The 24,944-nt window shown below is 33.9% G+C and carries 23 protein-coding genes; 4 read left to right on the top strand and 19 right to left on the bottom strand.

Features of this window, described 5'->3' with window-relative positions:
- Positions 1 to 75 precede the first annotated feature (75 nt).
- The 3 genes from LAB100_RS07355 to LAB100_RS07365 form a co-directional block, all read right to left on the bottom strand.
- Positions 76 to 285: a DUF3923 family protein gene (locus tag LAB100_RS07355; protein WP_119326548.1), complete on the bottom strand. Its 210-nt coding sequence runs from the start codon at positions 283 to 285 to the stop codon at positions 76 to 78.
- Positions 286 to 374: 89 nt separating this feature from the next.
- Positions 375 to 1,721 (bottom strand): NADP-specific glutamate dehydrogenase, encoded by a 1,347-nt coding sequence (gdhA, locus tag LAB100_RS07360; RefSeq protein ID WP_119326549.1) that lies wholly within the window; start codon positions 1,719 to 1,721, stop codon positions 375 to 377.
- Between the two features lie 133 nt (positions 1,722 to 1,854).
- Positions 1,855 to 2,274, bottom strand: coding sequence for a GNAT family N-acetyltransferase (locus LAB100_RS07365; RefSeq protein WP_119326550.1), 420 nt, complete (start codon positions 2,272 to 2,274; stop codon positions 1,855 to 1,857).
- A gap of 143 nt (positions 2,275 to 2,417) precedes the next feature.
- On the opposite strand from LAB100_RS07365, the gene LAB100_RS07370 reads away from it, so the two are divergent.
- Positions 2,418 to 2,738, top strand: a complete 321-nt coding sequence (locus LAB100_RS07370; protein ID WP_119326551.1) for a DMT family transporter — start codon at positions 2,418 to 2,420, stop codon at positions 2,736 to 2,738.
- Here LAB100_RS07370 and LAB100_RS07375 read toward each other — a convergent pair.
- Positions 2,735 to 3,409 carry a YoaK family protein gene (locus tag LAB100_RS07375; RefSeq protein ID WP_119326552.1) on the bottom strand — a complete coding sequence of 225 codons (675 nt, stop codon included), beginning with the start codon at positions 3,407 to 3,409 and terminating at the stop codon, positions 2,735 to 2,737. The two genes, LAB100_RS07370 and LAB100_RS07375, sit on opposite strands and share 4 nt — an antisense overlap.
- A gap of 140 nt (positions 3,410 to 3,549) precedes the next feature.
- Between LAB100_RS07375 and LAB100_RS07380 the strand changes: the two genes are divergently transcribed.
- The 3 genes from LAB100_RS07380 to LAB100_RS07390 all read left to right on the top strand — a co-directional run bounded on the left by LAB100_RS07380 (position 3,550) and on the right by LAB100_RS07390 (position 5,150).
- Complete coding sequence (locus LAB100_RS07380; protein ID WP_119326553.1) at positions 3,550 to 3,801, top strand: hypothetical protein; 252 nt, start codon at positions 3,550 to 3,552, stop codon at positions 3,799 to 3,801.
- A gap of 237 nt (positions 3,802 to 4,038) precedes the next feature.
- Entirely contained in the window at positions 4,039 to 4,893 is an 855-nt protein-coding gene (locus tag LAB100_RS07385) for a glycerophosphodiester phosphodiesterase (RefSeq protein ID WP_246001295.1), read from the top strand.
- 2 nt (positions 4,894 to 4,895) lie between these two features.
- Positions 4,896 to 5,150, top strand: coding sequence for a DUF3781 domain-containing protein (locus LAB100_RS07390; protein WP_246001298.1), 255 nt, complete (start codon positions 4,896 to 4,898; stop codon positions 5,148 to 5,150).
- Between the two features lie 310 nt (positions 5,151 to 5,460).
- On the opposite strand, the gene adhE is transcribed toward LAB100_RS07390, so the two are convergent.
- The 15 genes from adhE to glmS all read right to left on the bottom strand — a co-directional run bounded on the left by adhE (position 5,461) and on the right by glmS (position 24,746).
- On the bottom strand, positions 5,461 to 8,079 hold the full coding sequence (gene adhE / locus LAB100_RS07395; RefSeq protein ID WP_119326554.1) for a bifunctional acetaldehyde-CoA/alcohol dehydrogenase: 2,619 nt from the start codon (positions 8,077 to 8,079) through the stop codon (positions 5,461 to 5,463).
- A gap of 285 nt (positions 8,080 to 8,364) precedes the next feature.
- Positions 8,365 to 10,041, bottom strand: coding sequence for an oleate hydratase (locus LAB100_RS07400; RefSeq protein ID WP_119326555.1), 1,677 nt, complete (start codon positions 10,039 to 10,041; stop codon positions 8,365 to 8,367).
- A 215-nt stretch (positions 10,042 to 10,256) separates the two neighbouring features.
- Entirely contained in the window at positions 10,257 to 11,453 is a 1,197-nt protein-coding gene (locus LAB100_RS07405; RefSeq protein WP_119326556.1) for an acetate/propionate family kinase, read from the bottom strand.
- A gap of 10 nt (positions 11,454 to 11,463) precedes the next feature.
- On the bottom strand, positions 11,464 to 12,477 hold the full coding sequence (locus LAB100_RS07410; RefSeq protein WP_119326557.1) for a class I SAM-dependent methyltransferase: 1,014 nt from the start codon (positions 12,475 to 12,477) through the stop codon (positions 11,464 to 11,466).
- Between the two features lie 265 nt (positions 12,478 to 12,742).
- Positions 12,743 to 13,117: a competence type IV pilus minor pilin ComGF gene (locus LAB100_RS07415; protein ID WP_162894213.1), complete on the bottom strand. Its 375-nt coding sequence runs from the start codon at positions 13,115 to 13,117 to the stop codon at positions 12,743 to 12,745.
- A 52-nt stretch (positions 13,118 to 13,169) separates the two neighbouring features.
- Positions 13,170 to 13,451 carry a hypothetical protein gene (locus tag LAB100_RS07420; RefSeq protein ID WP_119326560.1) on the bottom strand — a complete coding sequence of 94 codons (282 nt, stop codon included), beginning with the start codon at positions 13,449 to 13,451 and terminating at the stop codon, positions 13,170 to 13,172.
- Complete coding sequence (locus LAB100_RS07425; RefSeq protein WP_119326561.1) at positions 13,435 to 13,872, bottom strand: type II secretion system protein; 438 nt, start codon at positions 13,870 to 13,872, stop codon at positions 13,435 to 13,437. Before LAB100_RS07425 ends, LAB100_RS07420 begins: the two co-directional genes overlap by 17 nt.
- Positions 13,862 to 14,152: a competence type IV pilus major pilin ComGC gene (comGC, locus tag LAB100_RS07430; RefSeq protein WP_119326562.1), complete on the bottom strand. Its 291-nt coding sequence runs from the start codon at positions 14,150 to 14,152 to the stop codon at positions 13,862 to 13,864. Before comGC ends, LAB100_RS07425 begins: the two co-directional genes overlap by 11 nt.
- Positions 14,152 to 15,138, bottom strand: a complete 987-nt coding sequence (locus LAB100_RS07435; protein ID WP_246001299.1) for a type II secretion system F family protein — start codon at positions 15,136 to 15,138, stop codon at positions 14,152 to 14,154. Before LAB100_RS07435 ends, comGC begins: the two co-directional genes overlap by 1 nt.
- Positions 15,131 to 16,099, bottom strand: a complete 969-nt coding sequence (gene comGA / locus LAB100_RS07440; protein WP_119326564.1) for a competence type IV pilus ATPase ComGA — start codon at positions 16,097 to 16,099, stop codon at positions 15,131 to 15,133. Before comGA ends, LAB100_RS07435 begins: the two co-directional genes overlap by 8 nt.
- 76 nt (positions 16,100 to 16,175) lie before the next feature.
- On the bottom strand, positions 16,176 to 16,910 hold the full coding sequence (locus tag LAB100_RS07445) for a YebC/PmpR family DNA-binding transcriptional regulator (protein ID WP_119326565.1): 735 nt from the start codon (positions 16,908 to 16,910) through the stop codon (positions 16,176 to 16,178).
- A 107-nt stretch (positions 16,911 to 17,017) separates the two neighbouring features.
- Entirely contained in the window at positions 17,018 to 20,503 is a 3,486-nt protein-coding gene (locus tag LAB100_RS07450) for a leucine-rich repeat protein (RefSeq protein ID WP_162894214.1), read from the bottom strand.
- A 233-nt stretch (positions 20,504 to 20,736) separates the two neighbouring features.
- The gene (locus LAB100_RS07455; protein WP_119326567.1) at positions 20,737 to 21,255 is read right to left on the bottom strand and encodes a VanZ family protein; all 519 of its coding nucleotides are present in this window, start codon (positions 21,253 to 21,255) and stop codon (positions 20,737 to 20,739) included.
- Entirely contained in the window at positions 21,248 to 22,852 is a 1,605-nt protein-coding gene (locus LAB100_RS07460; protein ID WP_119326568.1) for an APC family permease, read from the bottom strand. Before LAB100_RS07460 ends, LAB100_RS07455 begins: the two co-directional genes overlap by 8 nt.
- Positions 22,853 to 22,934: 82 nt before the next feature.
- Positions 22,935 to 24,746: a glutamine--fructose-6-phosphate transaminase (isomerizing) gene (gene glmS / locus LAB100_RS07465; protein ID WP_119326569.1), complete on the bottom strand. Its 1,812-nt coding sequence runs from the start codon at positions 24,744 to 24,746 to the stop codon at positions 22,935 to 22,937.
- Positions 24,747 to 24,944 lie beyond the last annotated feature (198 nt).

Below are 24,944 nucleotides of genomic sequence, written 5' to 3' on the forward strand. Positions count from 1 at the left end.
GTATCTATAAAAGAGCATTCGAGTATATAAAATACTTGAATCTTTTAACAGATATTGTCCTTTTTTATTAAAAAATTATTTTTGTCTTCTTTTGATTATCGTATAACTCAACCACTGACACAAAATGATTAAAACTAGAAAAATTCCTAAAATACCTAGACTAACCATTCTGATCTGTGGGGTTTGAGTTACCCCAGTGCCATCAACTTTTCTTAGCAAAATAAAAATCACACCTATAACAAATATAATTAACCAAATAAAATTAATTATTCGCCAAATTTTCATCTGTTTCCCCCCTTACCAATAACAGAATACTACTACTTTTCCTCAAAAAAAATGACCAACTGCAAAAGCAATTGATCATTTTCTATTTTTTAAACCAAACCTTGAGCAAGCATTGCTTTAGCGACTTTTTCAAATCCGGCAATATTGGCTCCGGCTTGGAAATCCTTGCCTAGATCATATTCTTTATCAGCAGCAGCAGTTTTATCATAAATATCTTGCATGATGTCTTGCAACTGTCCGTCAACATCTTCAAAACTCCAAGATAGTCGTTCACTATTTTGACTCATCTCCAAAGCCGATACAGCTACACCACCAGCATTGGCTGCTTTGGCAGGTCCATAAATAATTTGATTATCTTTATAAACCTTAATAGCTTCAGTATTACTTGGCATGTTAGCACCTTCAGCAATATACTTAACGCCATCTTTAGCAATTAGTTGAGCTTTCTTACCATCAATTTCATTTTGAGTAGCACATGGTAAAGCAATATCATAATCAATACTCAAATCCCAAACTGAACCTTCAAAGTACTGAGCCGTTTTGATTTTATCAGCATATTCTTTAATTCGAGCACGTTCAACTTCTTTAATTTGTTTAACTGTTGCTAAATCAATTCCATTCGAATCATATATATAACCATTTGAATCAGAAACAGTTACTACTTTAGCACCCTTTTCTTGGGCTTTTTGCAAAGCGTAAATTGCTACATTTCCAGCACCAGAGATCTTAACTACTTTATTCTTCAAAGTATCATTTTGATCTTTTACTAAGGCATCCAAGTAGTAAATCAAACCAAAACCAGTAGCTTCAATTCTAGCTAATGAACCGCCATATTGCAATCCTTTACCTGTTAAAATACCATTTTGTGATCCATTCAAACGCTTGTATTGACCATACAAGTAGCCGATCTCGCGTCCACCAACACCGATATCACCGGCGGGAACATCAAGATCTGGACCAATATGTTTTTGGAGTTCCGTCATAAAACTTTGACAAAAACGCATAATCTCTAAATCAGATTTACCTTTAGGATCAAAATCAGAACCACCCTTGCCACCACCAATGGGCAACCCTGTTAAACTATTTTTTAAAATTTGTTCAAAACCTAAAAATTTAACAATACTCAAATTAACACTAGGATGGAAACGTAAGCCACCCTTATAAGGTCCAATAGCGGAATTAAATTGCACTCTAAAACCTCGATTAATTTGGAAGTTTCCTTTGTCATCTTGCCAAGGAACTCGGAATTGAATCACACGTTCAGGCTCAACCATCAGGCCCAAGATATTTGCTTTAATATATTCTGGATGTTTCTTTAAAACAGGTTTCAAACTATCTATAACAGTAAAAACTGCTTCCTGAAATTCTGATTGATCAGGATCTCTACTAATAATCTTCTCTTTTAGACCTTTAATATAAGTCTCGACATCTGTCATAAAACAACCTACCTTCTATAAAAGTAACGATTCATCCGTATATTTAATAACCCATTAAATAATAAGATTGATATTATTATATCCCTTTATTAGAATTAATAACTTTAAATTAGAAAATTATTTAACTTGAATATTACTTTATCCAAATCAATTGTTCTTCTTTCTCATTATTCCCTCGGTCAATATCTGTAAAATTTAGCTTAAAATCATTTTGCCGATAAAAACTACGAGCAGCCAGATTTTTTAAATAAACATCGAGTATCAATTGATCATAATTTTGCTTTAAGTAATTCAACAATTGTCTACCAATTCCTTGATTTCGATATTTTTTATCAACAAAAATTCCTGCAATATAATCATCTTTTAAACCTACAAAGCCTTTGATATTACCTTCAACATAAACAAATATATCCGCTTGTTGGAACTGTTCTTTGACTTCATTTAAGTGATCAAGCCAATAATTTTTATCAACAAAATCATGTGCATCAAGATTTCCCTGCAACCAAATCTGTCCTATTCGATCAAGTTCTTTTTTTTGCATTCTTCTAATCATATTTGCCAATCACCTTTTAATTTGCTAGAATAATTTTAAATTAATCAACACCGCCGGGTGTCATTTAAAAAAGTACTCTTACCAATTCCATTAGGCCAAAGAAGGAATTGCTAGGGGTACTTATTTTTTTGGAGGAAAATATTATGAATTGGATCTATTTAATTACTGCCGGACTTTTTGAAGTCGTTTGGGCAACTACCATGAAATTAAGCCATGGATTTACTAAGTTAAACTACACCATCTTAACTATTGTAGGATTAGCTTTGAGCATGGGGTTATTAGCTTTAGCTGTCAAAAAGATGCCTATGAGTCTAGCCTATCCAATTTGGACTGGCGTGGGAGCAGTTGGCTCTATTATTGTCGGCGTATTTCTTTTCGGCGATAAAATGTCCCCTCTAACTTGGGTCTTTGTTGTTCTTTTATTAGTTAGTATTATCGGAATCAAGTTCACTTCTGGTAGCTAAGTATCCCTTCGATACAAGAGAATCGTATAATAGCTACCTACGATCAATAACAATGCCGGTACAAACCAAATCGTTCTTAAGAAGAACCATTTTTGCAATAAGGCCGAAACCACTGCTCCACCAGAAAATCCTAAAACTAATTCAAAATAGGTTTTGGACACAGTTATGTTATTACTACGTCGATGATAAAAATATTCAACAAACGCTATTATGGCTTTTTTCAAATTACCGGTTGAGAAAACATTGTTGTATCCTAAACCTTCAATCTGATCAAAGGAAACATTTTGCATTGCCATTACAAACGCCAACAATGGCACGACGTATAAATTGGAAACAGTTTTTGGTAAAAAACCTACTATAATACAGATAATAAATTCTGCTACCAAACTAGTTAAACGCCAATAATGACTACGATTATTTTTATGTTTCAAAATTTCTACTGCAATGATTCCTAAACAGAAGAAAAACATCGTTGCAATTTTTGTTACAATTCCTGGCAAGTTGTGTCTAGCAATATCGACACTCAAAAAAACAATGTTTCCTGTTTGTCCAGCTGCCAAAACATGACCACGTTGTACAAAAGTGTAAGCATCTATAAAGCCACCAATAAAAGTTAAACCAATTGCAATTTCTCGCAATTGGAATAATTTAAAACTTTGAAATCTCTTCATTTCAATCCTTCTTCAATTCCATCTAATACAATCATCTTACCAAAACAAACTAATTTCAGTCATTATTTTATCAGCACCAATTAATGACAACGCTTTCGTTATGAGTTATGCTTTAGTCAAAGTTGAAAGGATGCGATACTATGTTGACACCTGAAGATATTAATCAAGAAATCAAGGAATATAATGAAGCTAAATTAGAAATCATTCGTCAAAATCCTTGGTTGATTCCTGCATCAATTGCTCTAATGACCATCCCTATGGCAGTTTCAATTCATGGATTTTGGAAAAACGCCCAATTAAAAAAGCGCCTTAAGATTGAACGTGAAAAAACTAAGCAATTACAAAATGGAAAAAACAGTCTCCCCAAGATTCGTCCTTTCCATAATTTTTAACAAAATAAGAACGGTATCTGTTAATAGATACTGTTTTTTTATTATCTAATTTTGAAATAATTAATAAAGTAATAAATCAATTCAGAACAATAAGAAAATTGATTCAGTAGTAAAATTCTTATTGTGGAAGACAGTTCTACACTATAAACGAATATAGGAAAGAACCTAATTTATTTTGTGGTAGCACTTTTTTTATTAATCCACTATCATAGAAATATATTTAATCGGGGGGATATTATGAAAAAAGCAACCTTGTTATTAGCTTTAACCCTTTTGGGGCTACCATTATTTTCTACAACTGTTCAAGCTGCCGCAGCACCAAAAGCTAAAAATTTAACTTCAATTACACAAAGCGTTAACCACGCTTCACCAGATACACCCATCATCTTTTCACACCGTGGCAGTCCTTACAACAATCCGGACCACTCTTACAGTGGCTATAATCAAGCTATCAAAGATGGCAGTCAATATATCGAACAAGACGTTTGGCTTAGCAAAGATAATAAGCTTTACGTGTCTCATGATGATAATCTAAAAAAATCCACCGGTCATAATGTGACTATTTCAAACTCAACTTCCAGCAAAATCAACAAAGTAAAATTGCATAACGGCGAAAAGATCCATCAACTTAAAGATGTCTTCAAAAGATATGGAAAAAAGGTTCACTATATAATAGAAACAAAAAAGAATGCCGGCGATAATACTGATACTGAAAAAGCTCTGGTTAAAGAACTAAAAAATTATAAAATGACTAAAAACGTTATTTTTCAAGACTCAAGTTTACCCGGTATCGAAGATTTCCATAAATCTTTGAAAAATATACCTACCCTATGGCTACTGGACTCTGTGACCGAACGACAATATAGTGAACAAATTGAAAATGCTCCACGTTATATTAAATTTATTTCATTAAAATTAGATCAGTGGACTCCTAAACTAGTCAAATTAGCTCATAAAAACGGCTTTAAAACTAATGGTTGGATTCTCAATACTTATAACGATAATTATGATGCACTAATTACACTAAAACTAGACAGTGTATTCACCAACAACACCAAAGAAACTTCTAAATTAATAGATCGGTGGAAATAATAATGATTCCTGACCGTATGGTTTTTTCACAAAAAGTTTGTTACACACCTCTAGTATTTGAACGAGTTAATAAGAAATTAAAGACAGATTTCTCAATAGCCGAGATCAAATCAATAGTTCAAAATATCATCAACGATTCTACAACTAAAATAACCAAAACAGGTAAAAATTATTACTTACTAAATAAACAAGTTGAATTAGTAATTAATTCATATAACTATCGTTTGATAACTGCCAATAAAAAGAAAATATCTTAAATCAAAAAAGCGTCTATCTTAAAGATCAAACTTCAGATTTTACTCTGGAACTGATCATTAGATAGACGTTTTTTTATACTTTATTTTATACAACTAAAAATCTTAATTACACTCCAAATTAGTAAATATATTAATCCGGAGCAACAAAGAAAATGGGCTCAGTAGTGAAATTCTACTAACCTCACATAGTGAGGTTAGTAGAAGACCGAGCTTGAAGACTGTTGGCAGCGCCAAGAGGCTCCAAGTCATGCCCACTACGTTCCAACCCAATTTTCTTTGTTGTGGATAATGGCATCCCTCAAAAAACTTTTTACTTTTCGATTCCTTTTCCGACGTAAACATTTTCAAGAATTTGTTTTAATTCTGAGATTAATGGTTCCTTAGGGTTAGTGAATGAGAATTGATCACCAAAGGCTTGTTCTGACAATGAATCTAGACGTTTATCAAAATCATCTTTTTCAATGTAGTTATCCTTAAGGCTCAACTTGATACCAACGGCATGAGCAAGATCAATGATTCTCTTAACTAAAGCATCCTTCAAAGCTCTTTCATCTTTGCCTGTTAAACCAACATAACTGGCAATAGCAGCATAATCTGAATCAGCTCTGAAACTTTCATACTTAGGCCACATAGTCATCTTTGTAGGCTGCTCGAAGTTATAGTTAATAACTTGTGGCAAAGCAATAATTGATGCTAAACCATGTCTGATTCCATATGCATTAGTCAAAACATCAGTGATTGAATGACCAACACCAGCAAAGGCATTACCGAATGAAATACCAGCTAATGTTGAAGCATTGTGCATTTCGGCTTGAGCATTTTTATCACCCTTGACTGCTTTTTCGAGGTTATCAAAGACTAACTTGGCAGCTTGTAATGCGTATGGTCTTGTATAATCAGAAGCCATATTTGCTACATATGATTCAATAGCATTATTCAAAACATCCATTCCAGATTCAGCCATAATATCTTCTGGCATTGTTTCTACAAATTGTGAATCAATAATAGCAACATCTGGAGTTAAAGCATAATCAGCGATTGGGTACTTTGTACCAGTCTTAGTATCAATAATTGAACTGAATGGAGTTACTTCAGCACCAGTTCCAAAGGTTGTTGGAATAGCCACAAATTGTGCTTTTTCAGGCTTAGGGAACTTGTAAGTACGTTTTCTAATATCAATAAATCCTTGTTTAGCACCAAATAAGTCAACATCTGGATGTTCATAGAAGAGCCACATATCTTTGGCAGTTTCCATTGTTGTTCCGCCACCTAAAGCAATAATAGTGTCGGGCTTAAACAAGTTCATTTGAGTAACTCCACGTTGAACAATATCAGTTGTAACAATATTATCAACATCGGAGAACATAGAATATTCAACATGCACCTTACTACGTTTAAGTTCATCAGTAATTGTATCAACATAACCTAATTGAACCATTACTGGATCACAGACGATGAAAGCTCTCTTCATACCTTGAAGATCTTCAAGATAACGAACTGAAGTCTTTTCATAGTAAACTCTTGGTTGTTTAATCCATTGCATGTTATTTCTCCGTTTAGCGATTGTCTTAATATTAAGCAAATCAAATGAAGATACATTATGAGAAATAGAATTCTTCCCCCATGAACCAGTACCAAGAGTAAGTGATGGAATCATTTCATTGTAAAGATTACCAATACCACCAATAGCAGCAGGAGTATTAACTAGTACACGACTAGCTTTCATCTTGATACCAAATTCAGTGGCCAAATCTTCATCCATAGTATGAATACCAACAGTATGTCCTAGACCACCAAAATGCAATAATTCGTCAGCCTTTTCGAAGCCTTCTTTATGACCGCTAACTTTATAAACTGACAAAACTGGTGAAAGTTTTTCAGCTGAAAGTGGCTCGTCTGGACCAACCTTGCTTAATTCGACGCCAAGTACTTTAGTATCAGCTGGCACTTTGATACCAGCCAATTTAGCAATATTGAGAGCTGATTGTCCAGCAATTGGACCCTTAACTCCACCTTCTGGTCTAAACATTGCTTCTGATAACTTCTTATAGTCACTCTTCTTAATAAAGAAGACTTTGTTCTTTTCAAATAGATCTTTAACTTCATCGTAAATATCAGCATCAATAATGGCACTATTTTCAGCGGCACAAACCATACCATTATCAAATGTCTTAGAAATCATAATATCATTAACAGCACGTTTAACATTTGCTGTCTTTTCAATATAAGCAGGACCATTACCAGGACCAACACCTAAAGCAGGCTTTCCAGTTGAATAAGCGGCCTTAACCATACCTGGACCACCAGTAGCTAGAACACTAGCAACGCCTTCGTTATTCATCAAATATGAAGTAGCATCAATACTTGGTTTTTCGACCCATTGAATAACTCCCTCAGGAGCTCCAGCATCAACTGCAGCCTTCAACATAACTTTGGCAGCAGCAACAGAACATTTTTGTGCTTGGGGATGGAATCCAAAAATAATCGGATTACGTGTCTTCAAGGCAATCAATGATTTAAACATTGTTGTTGAAGTAGGATTTGTAACTGGTGTAACACCGGCCAAAACACCTAGTGGTTCAGCAACTTTGATTAAGCGATGTTCCTTGTCGTTCTCAATGATACCAACGGTTTTATCACGTTTAATTGAATGCCAAATCTCTTCTGTGGCATACATATTTTTAATAACTTTATCTTCGACTAAGCCACGACCAGTTTCTGCATAAGCTAACTTAGCTAATTCAAAACTAGCATTTAAACCGGCAATCGCCATTTGATGAACAATGTGATCAACTTGTTCTTGAGTAAAACTATCCATGATGTCTAAAGCCTTATGAGCTTTAGCGACCATAGCATCAATAACAGGTTTTACATCTTCTTTTTTATCGGGTTTTGCAGCAACCTTTGTATCTTTGGAACCTTTCAACATTTGATTACCTCCAAGATTTAAAATCGTTTGTTAACTAATTCACGTTTTATCTTATCACTGTGTGAATTATGTTCAAGCATTTTAATCTAAATAATCCATGTAAACGTATCCACGTTGATATATCAACACGTAGTGTGATAATTACATCTATTTTTGCTTTTTCACATCATAATTTTCGGTATTTTTATTGTGAATAATTCTTCACATGCTAGTCTAATAAGGCCTTTTTAAGTTCACAAAAAAAGAGCTGAAACGGATTTCAGCCCTAGCTTGTGAAACATTTTTTTATCTAAACATGGTCTTCGTAGCACGAGCCATGATCTTAGGATCCTTCTCGTAATGGTGCATTGGCGTCATTTCTGACAATGGAATATTCAAGAATGTGTAGACGGCACGTTGTGCAGCTCTAAAGGAATATTGCTCCGTAAAGACCATATCAAATGGTTGTTCAGCAAATTGACTAATAAATGCTAAGTTCTTACTATGCTTTGGAACAACATCAGGACGATCGCCAACTGCTCTTTGATTGAACAAAGCACTAGCATATGGCATATGAACTGGAATTACATTAACAATGCTATCCATAATTTCTTGTTTATGGTTAGCAATATTATCCTTACTTGGATCAACTGCTGCCAAATGGCCAAGGAACTCTTCAAGCATTTCTTTACCAGTCATTTCAATAATTGGTTTTTGAACGTAATCACCATTTCTTCTTGGATACATGAAGTAACCCCAGAAGACTGATTCATTAGGTTTTTGACTCTTAAAGTGAGGTTGATGGTGAACAACAATAGACATTAGTGATGTACTGTGAATCCAAGTATTCAAGGCATTACCAGGTTCTTGTTGAGTAATTCTAGCAATTTGGTTGAGTAAATAATGATTATTAGTTGTCACTGTGAAACTCATCCACTCACTTTGAGTTCGATCATTGAAGAATTTGTCTGGATTTCCTAGTGAATAGAACTTCTCAGATGCCTTCTTCCAAAGCTCAGCACTTGGTGCGTATTCCATATTCTCTTTAACAGGTGTATCAAAATCACCAATAGACGAACTGTCAGTAATTGAACCATTAGTATCAAAGACTAGGTCATTTTCATCAATATCAATATGACCTTCTTTATTATCATTATCGACCTCTTCATACTTAATACCAGTTACGATGATATCATCTTGTAAAGGTGTATCTTTGAATTCCAAATCTGTAACTTTACGGTTGTTAATAAAGGTTACGCCACGATCCTCAAGATACTTACGCATTGGCAAAATAATACTCTCATATTGATTATAAGGCGTTCTTGTGACACCTTCCAAAGTATTGATACGACTAAATTCTAGAATCATACGATTCATGTAACGACGTAGTTCCATAGCTGAACTTGAACGTTTGAAGGCAAAGGTGGTTTGCCACATGTACCAGAAATTAGTTGTAAAGAAACCAGGAGTACTTGCAAACCATTCAGCAATACTGATGTTATTAAGTGTCTCTTCTTTACTCTCCGGCATCAACATTAATTTACTCAATAAATAACGTTCTTTGTTAGTAAATTGCATATGTTTATAGTTATCTTTATTTGGTTTAACACGTGGGCCATTTTCATCAATCAAACGACCAACATCATGTGTTGGATGAGCATGATCGAAATTCAAAATATCATCAGTAACAGTTTGACCAGGGTGATCCAAAGATGGAACTGAGCGCAATAGATCCCAGAGATTTTCGTATGTTTCCTCATTCAACATACGACCACCCTTAGCTAAATAACCCTTACTATTAGATAAAGCTTGATTGCTATATTCATTTTCATAATCTTTAACTAAAGCACCATCGTTAGCACCATGTGTTTCTAGTCCCATCATAGTGATTTGATCACCATTGAAGCCTCCGTCACGAATCAAATAGATACCAGCGGCCAAATTACCAATACCAGTACCAATCATGTAGGCTTTTCTTGTCATATTAACTACCTCCATTCAATTCTTACTATCTCATCTATACACCTTAAATATAGCAGTTCCCAATTAAAAGTAAAGGTTTTCATTGCGATATTTTCAATATTTTTAATCTAGTTTTTGTTAAAAAAACAGTGTCCATTAAGAAGTATTCAAGTTAGTAAAATACCTGAAATTCTTAATAGACACTGTTCTTTTGTTTTATTACCTAAAATTTAAAATTAATCACTGTATTTCGTCAAACGAATAACATCACGAACAATCATTCGCTCCTCATCAGTAGGAACAACCATTACAGTAATAGCTGAATCTTTAGTACTAATGACACGAGTACCATCGCCGTTTTCATTTGCTTCTTTATCAATTTTTACACCCATATAGTTAAAGCTATTGGCAATATCCGCACGGATTTCAGCATTTTTAGCCCCTGTTCCCGCGGTAAAGATAATTACATCCGCTCCAGCTAAAAGAGCAATATAAGAACCAATATACTTTACAATACGGTTAACGTAAATCTTGATTGCTAGATCGGAACGATCATTTTCTTCTCTGGTTGCTAGTAAATCACGCATATCTGGAGAAACGCCAGAAATACCTAGCAATCCTGATTTAGTATTCAAAATTTTAACCATTTCAGTTGGATCAGCTATCTTTAATTTTTGCATCAAATAAGCCACTAGCGATGGATCAATATCACCAGATCTAGTACTCATAGTAATACCTGCCAATGGTGTAAAGCCCATTGAAGTATCAACAGACTTACCATCTTCAATAGCATCGATAGAAGCACCACTACCCAAATGACATGAAATAATCTTTAAGTCATTCAATGGCTTATGCAAATAGTCGGCTGCAGCTTGTGAGACATATCTATGACTAGTACCATGAGCCCCAAATTTACGAACACCATATTTTTCATAATATTCGTAAGGAATACTATACAAGTAATTGACTGGGTCCATTGTCTGATGAAATGACGTATCAAAAACAGCCACTTGTGGCACATCTGGAAGAATCTTTTCAAATGCTTCAATACCAGCAGCTTGTCCAGGATTATGCAAGGGTGCAAATTCAGAAAGATTCTTGATCTGTTGAACGACACGAGGCGTCACAACAGCCGAATCCTTAAAGATGCTTCCTCCGGCAACCACTCGATGACCAACCCCGGTAATTTCATCATAATTACCAATAATCTTCAAATCGATCAATTTATCGAGCATCTTATTAACAGCAGTAGTGTGATCAGGAATATCACCCATCTCACTAATCTTCTTGCCATTAAACTCCACTTCAAAGACAGAGTCAGAAAGGCCCAAACGATCAACCATCCCTTTAGCAACAACTTTTTCATCAGGTACTGTATATAGTTTCCACTTCAGTGTAGAGCTACCAGAATTAACGGCCATGATTTTAGACATATAATCTCACCTAACCTTTAAAATTTTTAGCCCAGTCTTGTAACTGGTCCTTAAACCCTTCAAATAATTTTGGATTATTGGTATCTGGTATTGTGCCCATCAAAACATTTCCAACTTGCTTAGCATTATTGCCATGCTTTTGTAGTACAACAATTGCTTTTTGTGCCTCTTTCGAAGCAAACAAAGTTGCAGGTAGATCCAATACAGCTTGTAAATATACACTTGAAACCATCCATTCAGATAATTTCTTAGCTTGATCAGTTTGGAAAATCTGTGAAGGTACAATAAATATACCGATTCCACCATCATTCAAATTATTCATTGTTTGTTCAATCAACAAATGATGAGCATAGGAATGCCCCTTATCAGCCTTAGTTTTGAACTTCATTGCATTATCATCAATAGGATAATAGCCAACTGGTAAGTCGGCAACCGCCATATCAATATCGGTAATATCCCATTCGGCAACACCATCTTGATGATAGGCATCAAGGTTAAGGTTCATCACTTCACTAAATGATTTTGCTAATGCCACTAAGGTATCGTCATTATCCAAAGCTGCCGCATTGATTTTAAACTTATCAGTCATATTCAATTGTTCAATAACTTCTATCAATAAGTTACCCGTACCAACGGTTGGATCAACTATGTTCACATTTTCTTTGTTTTGAACATTAAGTACCTCATAAGCAATGAGGCTGGCTATCAAACCAATCGCATCAGGAGTCATCAATTTGTTAACTTCGGATTTATCCTCTTTTTGAGCTTTGATAATAGCAATAGTAATAGCTTGTTTCAATTGTAATGGCGTTAAGTTCAAGTCTTTTAACGTTTGATAAACCTCTGTTAATTTCTCAACAGTTTCTTTATCAGGAACATCATTTTCAACATAAACCTTGCCATCGGAAATATTAGTTAATGTTTCCGCAAGTGCCTCCATATTGCTAACTCTCAAAGCTTTTTTCAATAAAGAATTAGCTTCGTCGAGCTTATCAAAATATGATTGCATATCTTTTTCTGACATAGTTAACCTCTTTGCTTAATAATAAAATTTTAACGTTGGAATCGATTTTATTCAAGGATTCCTAAATTCACAATAGTTTATTTTATTACTTTTATTAATTTTTTTCTCGATTTGTCGCTTATACAAATTATCTAACCGCCGGTAGTTTTCAATTTGTTCATTCAAATAAGAATTACTGTAACCAACGACCATAATAGAAACCACTAGTATCAATATACTATTTAACATGACCGTTGCGCCATGTTTTTGATTACTTTTTAACAAACTAATCATCATTAATCAAAAACATCTCAGATAACTGGCCGGCTTTATTCTCTGTTGTAATGATAACCAAATTTCGAATTTTTTCAATCCCAATTTTTCGTAAATTTGTGATAATTGGCACATAACCTTTCCCATCATCCCTTGTTAAAAGTAAAGTGAAGTTATTTATATTACCATATTTTTTTATCGCAATCTTTTTATTAGTCTTTTTATCTAAATATACTAATCTATTCTCATCACATGTCACAATTTCATTATTGGACAAAGTCTCTTGGAGTTTTTCTTGGGTAATATGCCAACGTAATTGATCTCGAAAGCTGGTTTGTTGAATTGTTTTTAGTAATTGTAAGGATTGCTGCAAAATTCCTAATGTCATGATTGTTATCATCAAAGCCAGAACTGATTCATACAATATGAAACCTTGATGCTTAGATTTGTATTTGATAAACATTTTTATTCACTCTAACTTGATATTTATTTTTAATCTGAGAAAAATAATAATCTTGACCTTTAATTGTCATCTTCTCGGGTATTTGTGAATTTTTTAAATGCAACAGAACAATTTTATGAGCGTTAACCCTTTGTTCCCAGTTGTTCAGAAGTTTAAATTGCTCGTTCACACACAACGTCAAAGTAAAAATTACTAGAAGTGCAATTGTTAGTGAAGTAATTGCTTCAATCAAAATAAATCCTTCATGTCTTCTTCTCAACAATCTCACCCCAATTCATCTGAACTTTATAAATATAAGTGTGTTTCGTTAACGTTGATTTGAATTTAATCGTTACTGGTGGTGCTTCACCTGAAGACGATATTCGATACGTTCTTTTAAAATTTTCCGAAACACTTAAAGTCTTAGGTAAATTGCGGCTTCTAATTTGAGCTTTATTGGTCCCCACATCCGAATTAAAAGTAATTTTATTATTCTCGAATCTAACTAGTACCGCACGCTTATTCAAATAACAATAATTCAACATACTTTTAAAAGTATCCTTGAACCATTCCAAAGTTTGCTGTTCTTCAACTCTATCTTGATAATTTTTCAAATTATATATTGATATTATCAGAAGACTGCATGAGATTCCTAAGGCGATTACCGTTTCTAAAAGCGTAAAAGCTTTTCTAGTTTTCATTAGTTAATTCTTCTTTAAAATCTTTAGCCTTTTTCAATTGATTTTCGGTTATATAACCTTCATTTTTTAATTCATCTAAGGTTGGTTTCTTGGCACCATTATCATTTTCATACATCTCTTCTTGCGTTTTGATAGTTGTCACAAAAGCCTCGTCAGACTTTTTAGTAGCTTTATTTCTTTGATCGGCTAAATTGGGAATCATGATCAATAACAACAGTGAAATAATAAATAATACAATCACCATTTCAATTAAGGTAAAAGCTTTTCTAGTTTTTTTCATCAAGACATTCCTTTCATCATTCCATAAATTGGTAATAAGACTATTAAATAAGTCACAATGATCACTATTGCAATCACTCCAAAAAGTATCGGTTGAATTAGATTCAAAACTTTCTTTAATCTTTTTTGTGTTTCTTCAAATTTTAATTCTGACATTAGTAACAAATCTTCGGCCAATTGCCTTCCACTTTCTCCTGCTTGCAAGATAACTATTAATTGATCCGGTAAAAAAACTTCTGATTCGATCATTTGTAAAAGATTTTTTCCTGAAACCAATCCTTTGATAAATTTTGCCGACAAATGGGATTGAATTGAACCTTTTTGGAAGCGTTTGTTAGATTCACAAATATCATATAAATTCATTCCATTAGATAATTGCATTCCAAGTCCTTGTAAGATCAAAAATTGATAGAAACACAAATATATTTTTCCTACGAGGGGTAATTTCACAAGAGTTATTGCTCTTTGATATTCATGTTTTTGGTGTAATTTCAAAATTAATATAAATATCGCAACGACTAATAATAAGAATATTCCCAGCAATAATTTCAAAAACCAATCGATACTTTGTCCACTACCAGTGATTGTCAGCTGTGGCACAATATATGCTTTCATTCCTATAAGCATTGTTAACAAAAAAATCAGAATAAAACATGGATAAGCTAATAACTCCTTTAATTTATTTTTTTGTTTGGCCTGGCTTTGTAAAAGTATGCCAGTTTGTTGTAACGCCAAATCAATTTTCCCATGATCTTGAGCAATCACTAACTGGTTAAAAACTACATCAGGTAACTTTAAATGAACCAATGCTTGTGAAACCATTTTTCCTACTTTTAGATCTTGATGTATTTTTTCAAAGACTGAATTTTGTTTATCTAGTAAGCGTAAACAATTCATCGATTGACTTAGTGAAAATCCATTTCTTAATAACTTACTTATTATCAATAAATAGTCAGCCTGTTGTGTTGAATTAATTTTTTTAACCATATAAATATTCTTGATAGACTTGTGCATTTATTTGACCTGCTTGATATGATTTTTGAATCATTTCTTTCCACCCATCATCTACTTTTCCTGATTGAATAAATTCTTTAATTTCTATACTATTCATCGAATCTAAGAACAAAGTTAAATCAGCTGATATCGGTATTAATCTTTGATAAGAGATGTAATTGACGGCATTGATAATTTCTTCTTTGGCAACACCAAACTGTTGCAATCTTTGAATTACTGAATATTTTGATTTACCGTGAATCGTTGTCATAACTGTATAGCCACAAATTGCCGCTTGTATTGCTTGACGAGCAGTCTGGCTATCACGAATCTCACCGATGATCAAAACCTCTGGCCGATGTCTTAGACTAGTCTTAATCAATTCTTCATAAGTCATCCCTGCCTCTTCATTTACTTGTAACTGTAAAAATTGTTCTTCAACTATTTCAATCGGATCCTCAATACACATAATCTTCTTATTCCAACTTAATTGACGACCTAACGCATACATCAACGAAGTTTTACCAGATCCCATTGGACCAGAAAAAAGCATCATACCTTTTCGCTGTGCCATTGGTAATAATTGTTCAATCAAATCCTCATCAATAGGAGCATTTAGTTCTTGTGGATAAATGAGCCGAACTACCATTGATTCACGATTTTTAAAATCACCGACTGCCGATATTCGTACAAAGATATTTCTATTTTGATACACAAAATTAAATGAACCTTTCTGAGAACGTCGACGTTCAGAAACATCTAAACCAGAATTGAATTTCAAATAATTCATAATCATTAATGTTTCATCAATCGTTAAATCTGCCACCGTATAGTTCTGAATTGAATTTTGAGCTTCCAAATGATAAAAGTTTTCTCGTGGCAAAAAATAAATATCAGATATCTTATTCGTACATGCTTCCGTTAAAAGATTGTTGACCATCGTTTCTGCAGTCATATTACAACCTCCTTTCAGAAAAAATTACGCAAAAAAAGACCGCAAACTTAATTGTTTACGGTCTTTAAAATTTGAACTATTCGTCGTCTTCATCTGCAGCAGCAGTGTAAACTTCTGAAACATCTTCATCATCTTCCAATTGGTCGATCATGTGTTCGAATTGTTCTTTCTTTTCTTCTGGAACTGGAGTTGTATTTTGTGGGATCATTGTTAATTCTGAATCAGCTAATTCATAGCCTTTTTCAATCAATCCATCACGAACTGCAGCAAATTCCTTTGCTTCTGTATAAATTTCATAAGCATCATCTGATGTTTGTAGATCATCTGCACCAAGGTCCATGATGTCCATCAAAACTGTATCTTCATCTTGAGTGTTCTTTGTACGATCAAGAACGATATAGCCTTTACGATCAAACATATAAGAAACTGAACCACTTGAACCCATACTTCCTCCGTTACGAGTAAATGCAACACGTACGGCAGAAGCAGTTCTGTTTTTGTTATCTGTTAAAGTTTTAACTAAAACTGCAACTCCACCTGGAGCATAGCCTTCGTATGTAACTTCATCATAATGTTCTTCACTGCCACCCTCAGCTTTTTTAAGGGCACGTTTGATGTTGTCCTTTGGCATATTGGCTGCACGAGCTTTATCTACTATTAAACGAAGGGCAGCATTATCGTTAGGATCGGCACCACCCGATTTAGCTGCCATGAATAACTCACGAGACAGCTTTTGGAAGATTTTACCACGTTTTGCATCTTGGGCACCTTTTCTACCTTGGATGTTATGCCATTTTGAATGTCCTGACATTTCTGTTTCCTTCTTTCATGATTATTGTAAACCGCATATAATTTTATCAAAGTAACTCCGTTATTTCAATGTTTGTAGCGTAAATAACCATGGAAAAGTGATATTTATTACCCTTGATGACGAACCTTTTTGATATCGATTACACCCAGCGTCAAAATACCGATTACAGCACCCAAAATTTTCATTAAACTACCACTGTCATTTCCTGTTTGAGGGAATGTTGTTACCCCTGATTTTTGAGAACTTGGATCGTATCCATTAATGTATGAAGTACGTTTAGGTTCTACCAAAGTACCTGGTTCATTTCCACTGATGTTAGGGACATAATAAATATCACCAGACATAATGATAGTTTCCTGATTCTTAGGATCAAGTGGGTCTGTTGGATCTGTTGGATCTGTTGGATCTGTTGGATCTGTTGGATCTGTTGGATCTGTTGGATGAGTACCAGTTCCACCACTATTTTCTTTTTCTAAAACATTTAACTTAACTGTTTTTTCTTGACCGTCACTGGTACTCAACTTAACATCATAACTTCCAACAGTTGTTAATTTAGCATGGCTTAAATCAACTGTAACTGTTTCTGGTTGACCATTTTCATCTGTCGCACTAGCATTGAAATTTTCTGCTGTTGGCTCTGGATCACCGATATGCATTGTATAATCATTGCCATTAATTGATTTTTGAGAAGCTGTTATATGAAGAACCCCTGCTTTAACTGTAATATCATAATTGGGATTTTCTCCAGGTTCTACCGTTATTGAATAATCACCAACGTTTTCTCCTGGCACTCTTTCCAATTTATAATTAATACTTTCACCATTTACAGTACCCTCAACTTTAGCTGTTAAAGTCGGATCATTAGTCCCGGCAACTTTCGAGACACTATCGGGTGTAATTGTAACTTGAGCTGGTGTAATCACAAAAGCATTCTTATTTGCATTAAATTGCCAATCATACAGTTTACTTCTATCAAGAGCTTGAATATTTTCTTTTCCTTGAGAAGTCAATTCAACTGTGTAAGAACCAGCATTTTTGGCATCCTCGTCTAACTCAAGGTCGCCATCTTTGAGATTATAAATAGTTCCATCTGAAAGTGTCACTTTATAATTTTCATTATTAAGTGATTGGGAATTACCATTATATGTTACTGATTGATTCCCGGTAATATCCACAGTACCAGAACGAAGATAAACCATTACATCAGCGGTATTCTGTTCACTTCCATAACTATAAGTGACTTTATAGGTTCCAGCTTGAGTAGTATCAACTGATTCAACTGCTTTATTATTTGGATCAACTATTGAAACACTGATTTGATCTAATGACAAAGTCGTACCATCAGGTTTTTCAGCACTATCAAAGTTATCACTAGGATTCCAAGTACTACCAGCTGGTATCTTAGTATCAAATACTTTGATACTTGGATCATCCAAGACAACCTCATACGTACCACTATATCCATTATCAGAACTTGTAGAACCTGTTGGAACTAAGGTCCAGTTGAAATTAAAACTAGTCGTTTTAGCTGGAATTTCAAATTTTCCAGTATTTTTATCATAAGTAACATCATTGGTTAAATCACTTATATCAATATCATTTTGTGTGACTCCGCCGATATTAACATTAAAGTAATCAGAAATATCATTAGATTTAGAATCTGTAAATATATGTGCAAACTGATTGATAGCCGCATTAATATTATAATTTCCTATATCTTTCAAACTGGCATTTGGGGCTAATACAGTTGTAATTTGATTTGAAGAAAATGCATCTGTACCAATAGAAATATTACTAGCATCGGTAGCTACCCCTGTTAAATGGTTGCTCAAAAATGCATTTTTTCCAATTGATGTTACGGAACTAGGAATTGATAATGTCCCACCCAATGAATTGTAGTCAAAAGCTGAATCACCAATTGTTTGTAAGTTATTGCCTAATTTAAGTTGGGTTAAATGATTTCCAGAAAACGCCTCATCACCAATAGTTGTTACACTATCCGGAATACTCAAATTACCAGTCAATTCAGTATACTCAAAAGCACCGCTACCAATGGTTTTTAAACTCGTAGCATTAGTCAAATCAATATTATTCAATGCTTGATCATAAGTGAATGCCTGATGACCTATTGAAACAAGACTAGGACCAAATTTTATATTTTGTAAGCTAGTATTGGATAAAAAGGCCTGATCGCCGATTGTTTGTAAACTGTCAGGTAATAGAACATCCGTAATTTTATTATCATAAATAAAAGCACTATTACCAATGTTTGTTAATGATGTTGATTTAGACATATCAACAGTTTTTAAACTACCATTTGAAACAAATGCTAAATCACCAATTGTTTTTAAACTAGCTGGCATCGTTATACTCTCTACCGCATTATTATAACCAAATGCATTGTCACCAATACTTGTTACTGAATCTGGAAGTTTGATTTCTGCAATTTGATCACTAGTAAAAGCAGTATCGCCAATTGTTTGTAAAGTTTTATTATCAGTAAAGTCAACTGTTTTAAGATTGTCATTATATTCAAAGGCACCTTCACCAATGCTAGTAAGTCCATTTCCAATAGTGACACTAGTTAAGTTTTTGTTATTAAAAAAGGCATTATTACCAATACTAGTAAGTCCATTTCCAATAGTGACACTAGTTAAGTTTTTGTTATTAAAAAAGGCATTATCACCAATACTTATAACGTTATAATCAGTCGATTGGTTTGTACTATTGTCTGTAACGGTAATTTGTGAAGGAATTGTAATATCAGTATCAGTTAAACCACTATTTGTACCAGTTAACGTAGCATTACCTTCATTGTCAGTACTCCAATTGAAATTACTAGTGTTTTTATTACCATCGGGAGAAGTAACTTTATACTTACTTGTATCAACAGGGGTCAATGTCGATGTTGCGGTATCGATCTTTACATTGTCAGGAGTGGTCGTCAATGATGTTGGTAAAATTGCTGTCGTTTCAGTTTCTGGATTTGCAGCTGTCACTTTCTCAGTTGTTGCGGCGGCAAGTGTAGTCGCATTTTTGGATGAATCAGTTAAATCGTTTGTTTCTTTCTCTTCAATCGCTTTACTAGGATCAGTATTTTTTGCTGCGGAAGTAGTTTCTTGTGTAGTTGTAGATTCCAAGGGACTTTCTGTTGGCGTGTTTTCAGAATTAGTAGCAGGAGTTGTCGTCAATGATGTTGCTGTAGAAGATATTGCATTAGTTGATGAAGCCTCTGTTGACCCCTTTACTATTTCTGTAGAAACTTGCGTTGTGTTTTTTAAAGCATCATTGCTGTCAGTTGATGCTGTTTGATTATCGGTGGTATTAGTTGTACTAGATGATTCAACTGGGTTGGTTGAACCATTAGAATTTGAATTAGCTGTTTTCAATGAACTAGGTGCAGTTGATGTTGTAGTTTTAGAACTTGTAGTTTCTTCTTTTGCCGAACTTGTTGAAGATGTTACAGATGTATTAGTTGTATCTGCGTGTACAGTTACCTGATGTCCTAGAGAACCTCCTAGGCCCAAGGTCATTGCTGCACCAGCGGCAATTAATAATTCTTTTCTATCAATTGTTAACTTCTTATTTGTCATATTAATAAACCGTCCTTGCTGGGATGAAATCAAAATCATAAATTTGTCTAAACATCTCAAATCATATAATACAACTTTTGTTATAAGTATCTACATTTTTGCTTTTAGACAATTTATGAACATGATTAATAATTAAAAAACCATGAATGAAATAATATACCAAAAAAGCCGACCATTTAGGTCGGCTTTTATAAATAGAATTATAATAATTTGAATCAAAACTTATTTTTTAATTAAAATCTGTTGGATTCTTTACGTTTTAAAGTAAAATATAAAATCAACATTACAACTAAAGCTCCCGTTAATGCTCCAAAACTATCTAATATAACATCAACTACCGACGGAGTTCTGCCACCAGTCAATCCTTGATGAAATTCATCAAAAGCAGCTAATCCAGTGGCCGCAAACCACGGAATAATAATCTGTAAGAAATGGTTATTTTTAAAATACGTATAGAGTGCTAAGCACAAGAACACTCCAAGAATCAAATAAGTTCCAAAATGTGCGCCCTTTCTAATTAGAAATTCTACAAAATGATAATAACCATCATTTTCAACTGATTGATATTTACCACCATAATTGAATCCCATTCTATCAAAGAATCCATATAAAGGCTTATTTTTGAAATATCTTTCCATAAAGGGAACCGAAGTTTGTTGTTTATAGGTCATTGAGGAGCTATAAAATAAAATCAATTCAATAAGAACTACTCCACCCCAATACCATCTTTCTAACTTTTTTAATCTATCCATTATATTCTTCATCCCAGTTTACCGTGGAATTTAATTTTTTAGCATCATCAAAATAACCTGAATAATATGATGAATTAATAGCCCAATAATACATGATTGTCGAGAAAACAACTATTACAACAAAATCCAATGGATATTGAACCAAATTCAAGCCACCAAAATCATTACTACCGATCCATGAAATAATTGATAAACCAATCAAATGCACAATCAACCATAAACTAGCATAGAATTTTTGCTTGAATTCTTTAAAACCACGTCGAAAATCATATATAAAGTATACTGGCAATCCTATGATAATAATTACAATAACCTCAACAGTCGTTGGAAACATAGACCAATAAATTGCCAAACTGATCAGATCAAATACCACAGGTGCTAAAAATTTCATTCCTCTAATTTTTGTAGGACGTTTAAATTCAGGTCCCATCTTTCGCAAACTTCCTGCCACCACTGGTCCCGATAATAATGAGATCAACGTTGACGCCGCTACTACTCGTGACAACAAGGCCCAATTTTTAAACAAAAGAATCAAAATAACACTTACAAAGAAATCAACCATCAAAGCAATTCTTGGCGTATTGTAAGAATTATTAGTATTACTCAAGAACTTAGGTAAATGTTTGTTCTTAGGCATTGATGACAATGATTTACTTGCAGACGCTGAAAAAGCTATTCCACTACCAATTGGTGAAATAAAAGCCGTAAAGTAGATCAATGTTGATAGCCAATAAATATTTAATAAAATCGCTAAATCAGCAAAGGGTGAATTAAAGTTAATCTGTGACCAACCACCACTAATAATTGATTTTGGCACAGCACCAATAAAGACAATTTGTAGAGCAATATAAATCACTGCACTTATTAGTAAAGAAAAGATAATTCCTCGCCGTATATTAACTGCAGGCTTTAAAATATCATTTCCTAAATTAATTACTGTCTGAAAGGCAACATAAGAATAAATAATTCCCGCACTACCAATTGCCACAAAAATGGAAGAAGTTCCATTAGGCATAAACTGATGTAGGTTATGACCCATATTACTTAAATCAAAATGTGCTGTTATTAAAATCAGCATCGTAATTATCGGTACAACAATTTTAAAAACTGAAATCAAATTATTAAATTTAGCCATAATCGTAACTGACCAATAATTTATCAATGTAAAAATCAAAATCAAAACTGTTGCCATCAAAATACCATTAAATGACAACTGACCGTTTTTCATAAAAGTATGTGTCCACTGTGACCATTTCCAAGGCCAAGTACTCATATACTGAGTTGATGCCACTGCTTCAATCGGTAAAATTGCTAAAAGCGATAACCAATTAGCCCACGAGAAAATATGTCCCAAAAGCGAACCATGAGTATACATCGTAAAACGACTCATCGCTCCATCCTCGGGAAACATCGTTCCTATTTCTACATAAACCATTGCAATCATCGCTACTAAAATTGCCCCCAAGATCCATGCCAAAATTGCAGCCGGACCAGCTATCTTGGCCGCCTGACTAGAGCCAAACATCCACCCAGAACCAATAATGGCACTGAGACCAAACATAACTGTTGAGAACAAATTCAATTTTTTATCCCTCATAAAACCACCAATCTATTTTTTTTAATATAAAAAATAGCCTCTATAATAGAGGCTATTAGTTAATATACTATCCTAAATTAGGTTACTCTACAGTAACACTTTTAGCAAGATTACGTGGTTTATCGACATCATTTCCACGGGCTAAACTTGCATAGTAAGCAAGCAATTGTGCCGGTACTACACTGATGATTGGGGAAATCAATTCATCAATTTCTGGAATAATAATTTGATCACCGGGTTCAGCATATTTTTGACTAGCAATTACTAGTACGTGTGCACCACGAGCTTGAACTTCTTGAATGTTGCCACGAGTATGACTTGCACCAACACCATCATTGATATAAGCAAAAACTGGTGTATTCTTTTCGATCAAAGCAATAGTTCCATGTTTCAATTCACCAGCAGCAAATCCTTCTGCATGGATATAAGAGATTTCTTTCAACTTCAAAGCGGCTTCGAGTGACAAGGAATAATCAATTCCACGTCCAATATAGAAGGCATCCCTTTGATCAGTTAAGAAGTCAGCAGCCAAAGCTTTGATTTTTTCCTTCTCATCAACAATTGTTTGGATACCATTAGCAGCTAAAGCTAATTGTTTTTTAACATCAAATTCTTTGGCAGCATCTAGATTCTTAGCCATACCAAGTGCTTTAGCTAACACTGCTTCGACTGCAATTTGGGCCGTATAAGCTTTAGTTGAAGCAACAGCAATTTCTGGTCCGGCAAGCAATTCCATTGTAAAGGTTGCTTCTCTTGAAAGAGTTGAATTTGGAACGTTAGTAATAGTTAAACTTGGCAAATTCATTTTGTTAACCTTAACCAAAACTTGACGACTATCAGCAGTTTCACCACTTTGAGATAGGAAAATAAAGAATGGATGCTTTGATAGTTTTGGCATATGATAACCAAATTCGCTTCCCAATTCAGCATCAACTGGTATATCAGCAATTCTTTCAAAGATATTCTTACCAACTAACCCAGCATGCCAACTAGTACCAGCAGCAATAATATATAAACGATCAGCTTTTTTCATTTCTTCAATCAAATCAGATTCAACATTAAGACTACCATCAGCATTAAGGTAATTTTGAGAAATCTTTCTCATTACATTAGGTTGTTCATCAATTTCTTTTAACATGTAGTGATCATATGTACCTTTAGAAATATCACTAGCATCAAGATTTACTGTATATGAGTCTCTAGAAACTGAGGTTCCATCAATTTTACTGATCCTAACTGAACCCTTTTCCAAAATTACCACTTCGCCATCGTGAATTTCTACAAATTCATGAGTTTGGTCAAGCATTGCCATAGCATCAGAACAAATGACATTGAAACCATCACCCAAACCAATTAACAAAGGACTCTTATTCTTAGCGACAAAGATACGGTCTGGTTGTTCTTTATCGATCATAGCAAAAGCATATGATCCTTTAATTAAACCTAATGCCTTTCTAAAGGCAGCTTCACCATCCAAACCTTCTTTAGCAAAATGATCAACTAATTGAACAGCTACCTCAGTATCAGTTTGGCTCTTGAAATCAACATCTTGTAAATAATTTTCTTTTAATTCTTCATAGTTTGTTAAAACACCATTATGTACTAAATAAAAACGATTATCTTCTGAAAAGTGAGGATGAGCATTTTCAATGGTTGGCTTACCATGAGTTGCCCATCTTGTATGCCCAATTCCGACTAATCCTTGAACATCTTCAGAAACTGCATTTTCTAATTTACTAATTTTTCCAACTTCTTTAACCAAGAAATCTTTTCCATCTTGATTATTGACATAGATACCGGCTGAATCATATCCACGGTATTCAAGTTTCTCTAATCCGTTTAACAAAATATCAGTAGTTTTATTATTTCCGATTACTCCAACAATTCCACACATAGTAATTCATGCCTTTCTAAATTGGTCTAGTTTATTTTAAAATAAATGGTATAGTTCATTTAAGTTAATGTTATCGCCTTGCGACAATGACTAGAATACTAATCTAGTGGTTTTTTGTCAAGAAAAGTTTTATATTTTTATTAAATTGGTACAGTTGGTACATACCGATATACTTAATATGGTATATCTCATATGTTT

Source organism: Companilactobacillus musae (genome assembly GCF_003967595.1).
Classification (GTDB): Bacteria; Bacillota; Bacilli; order Lactobacillales; family Lactobacillaceae; genus Companilactobacillus; species Companilactobacillus musae.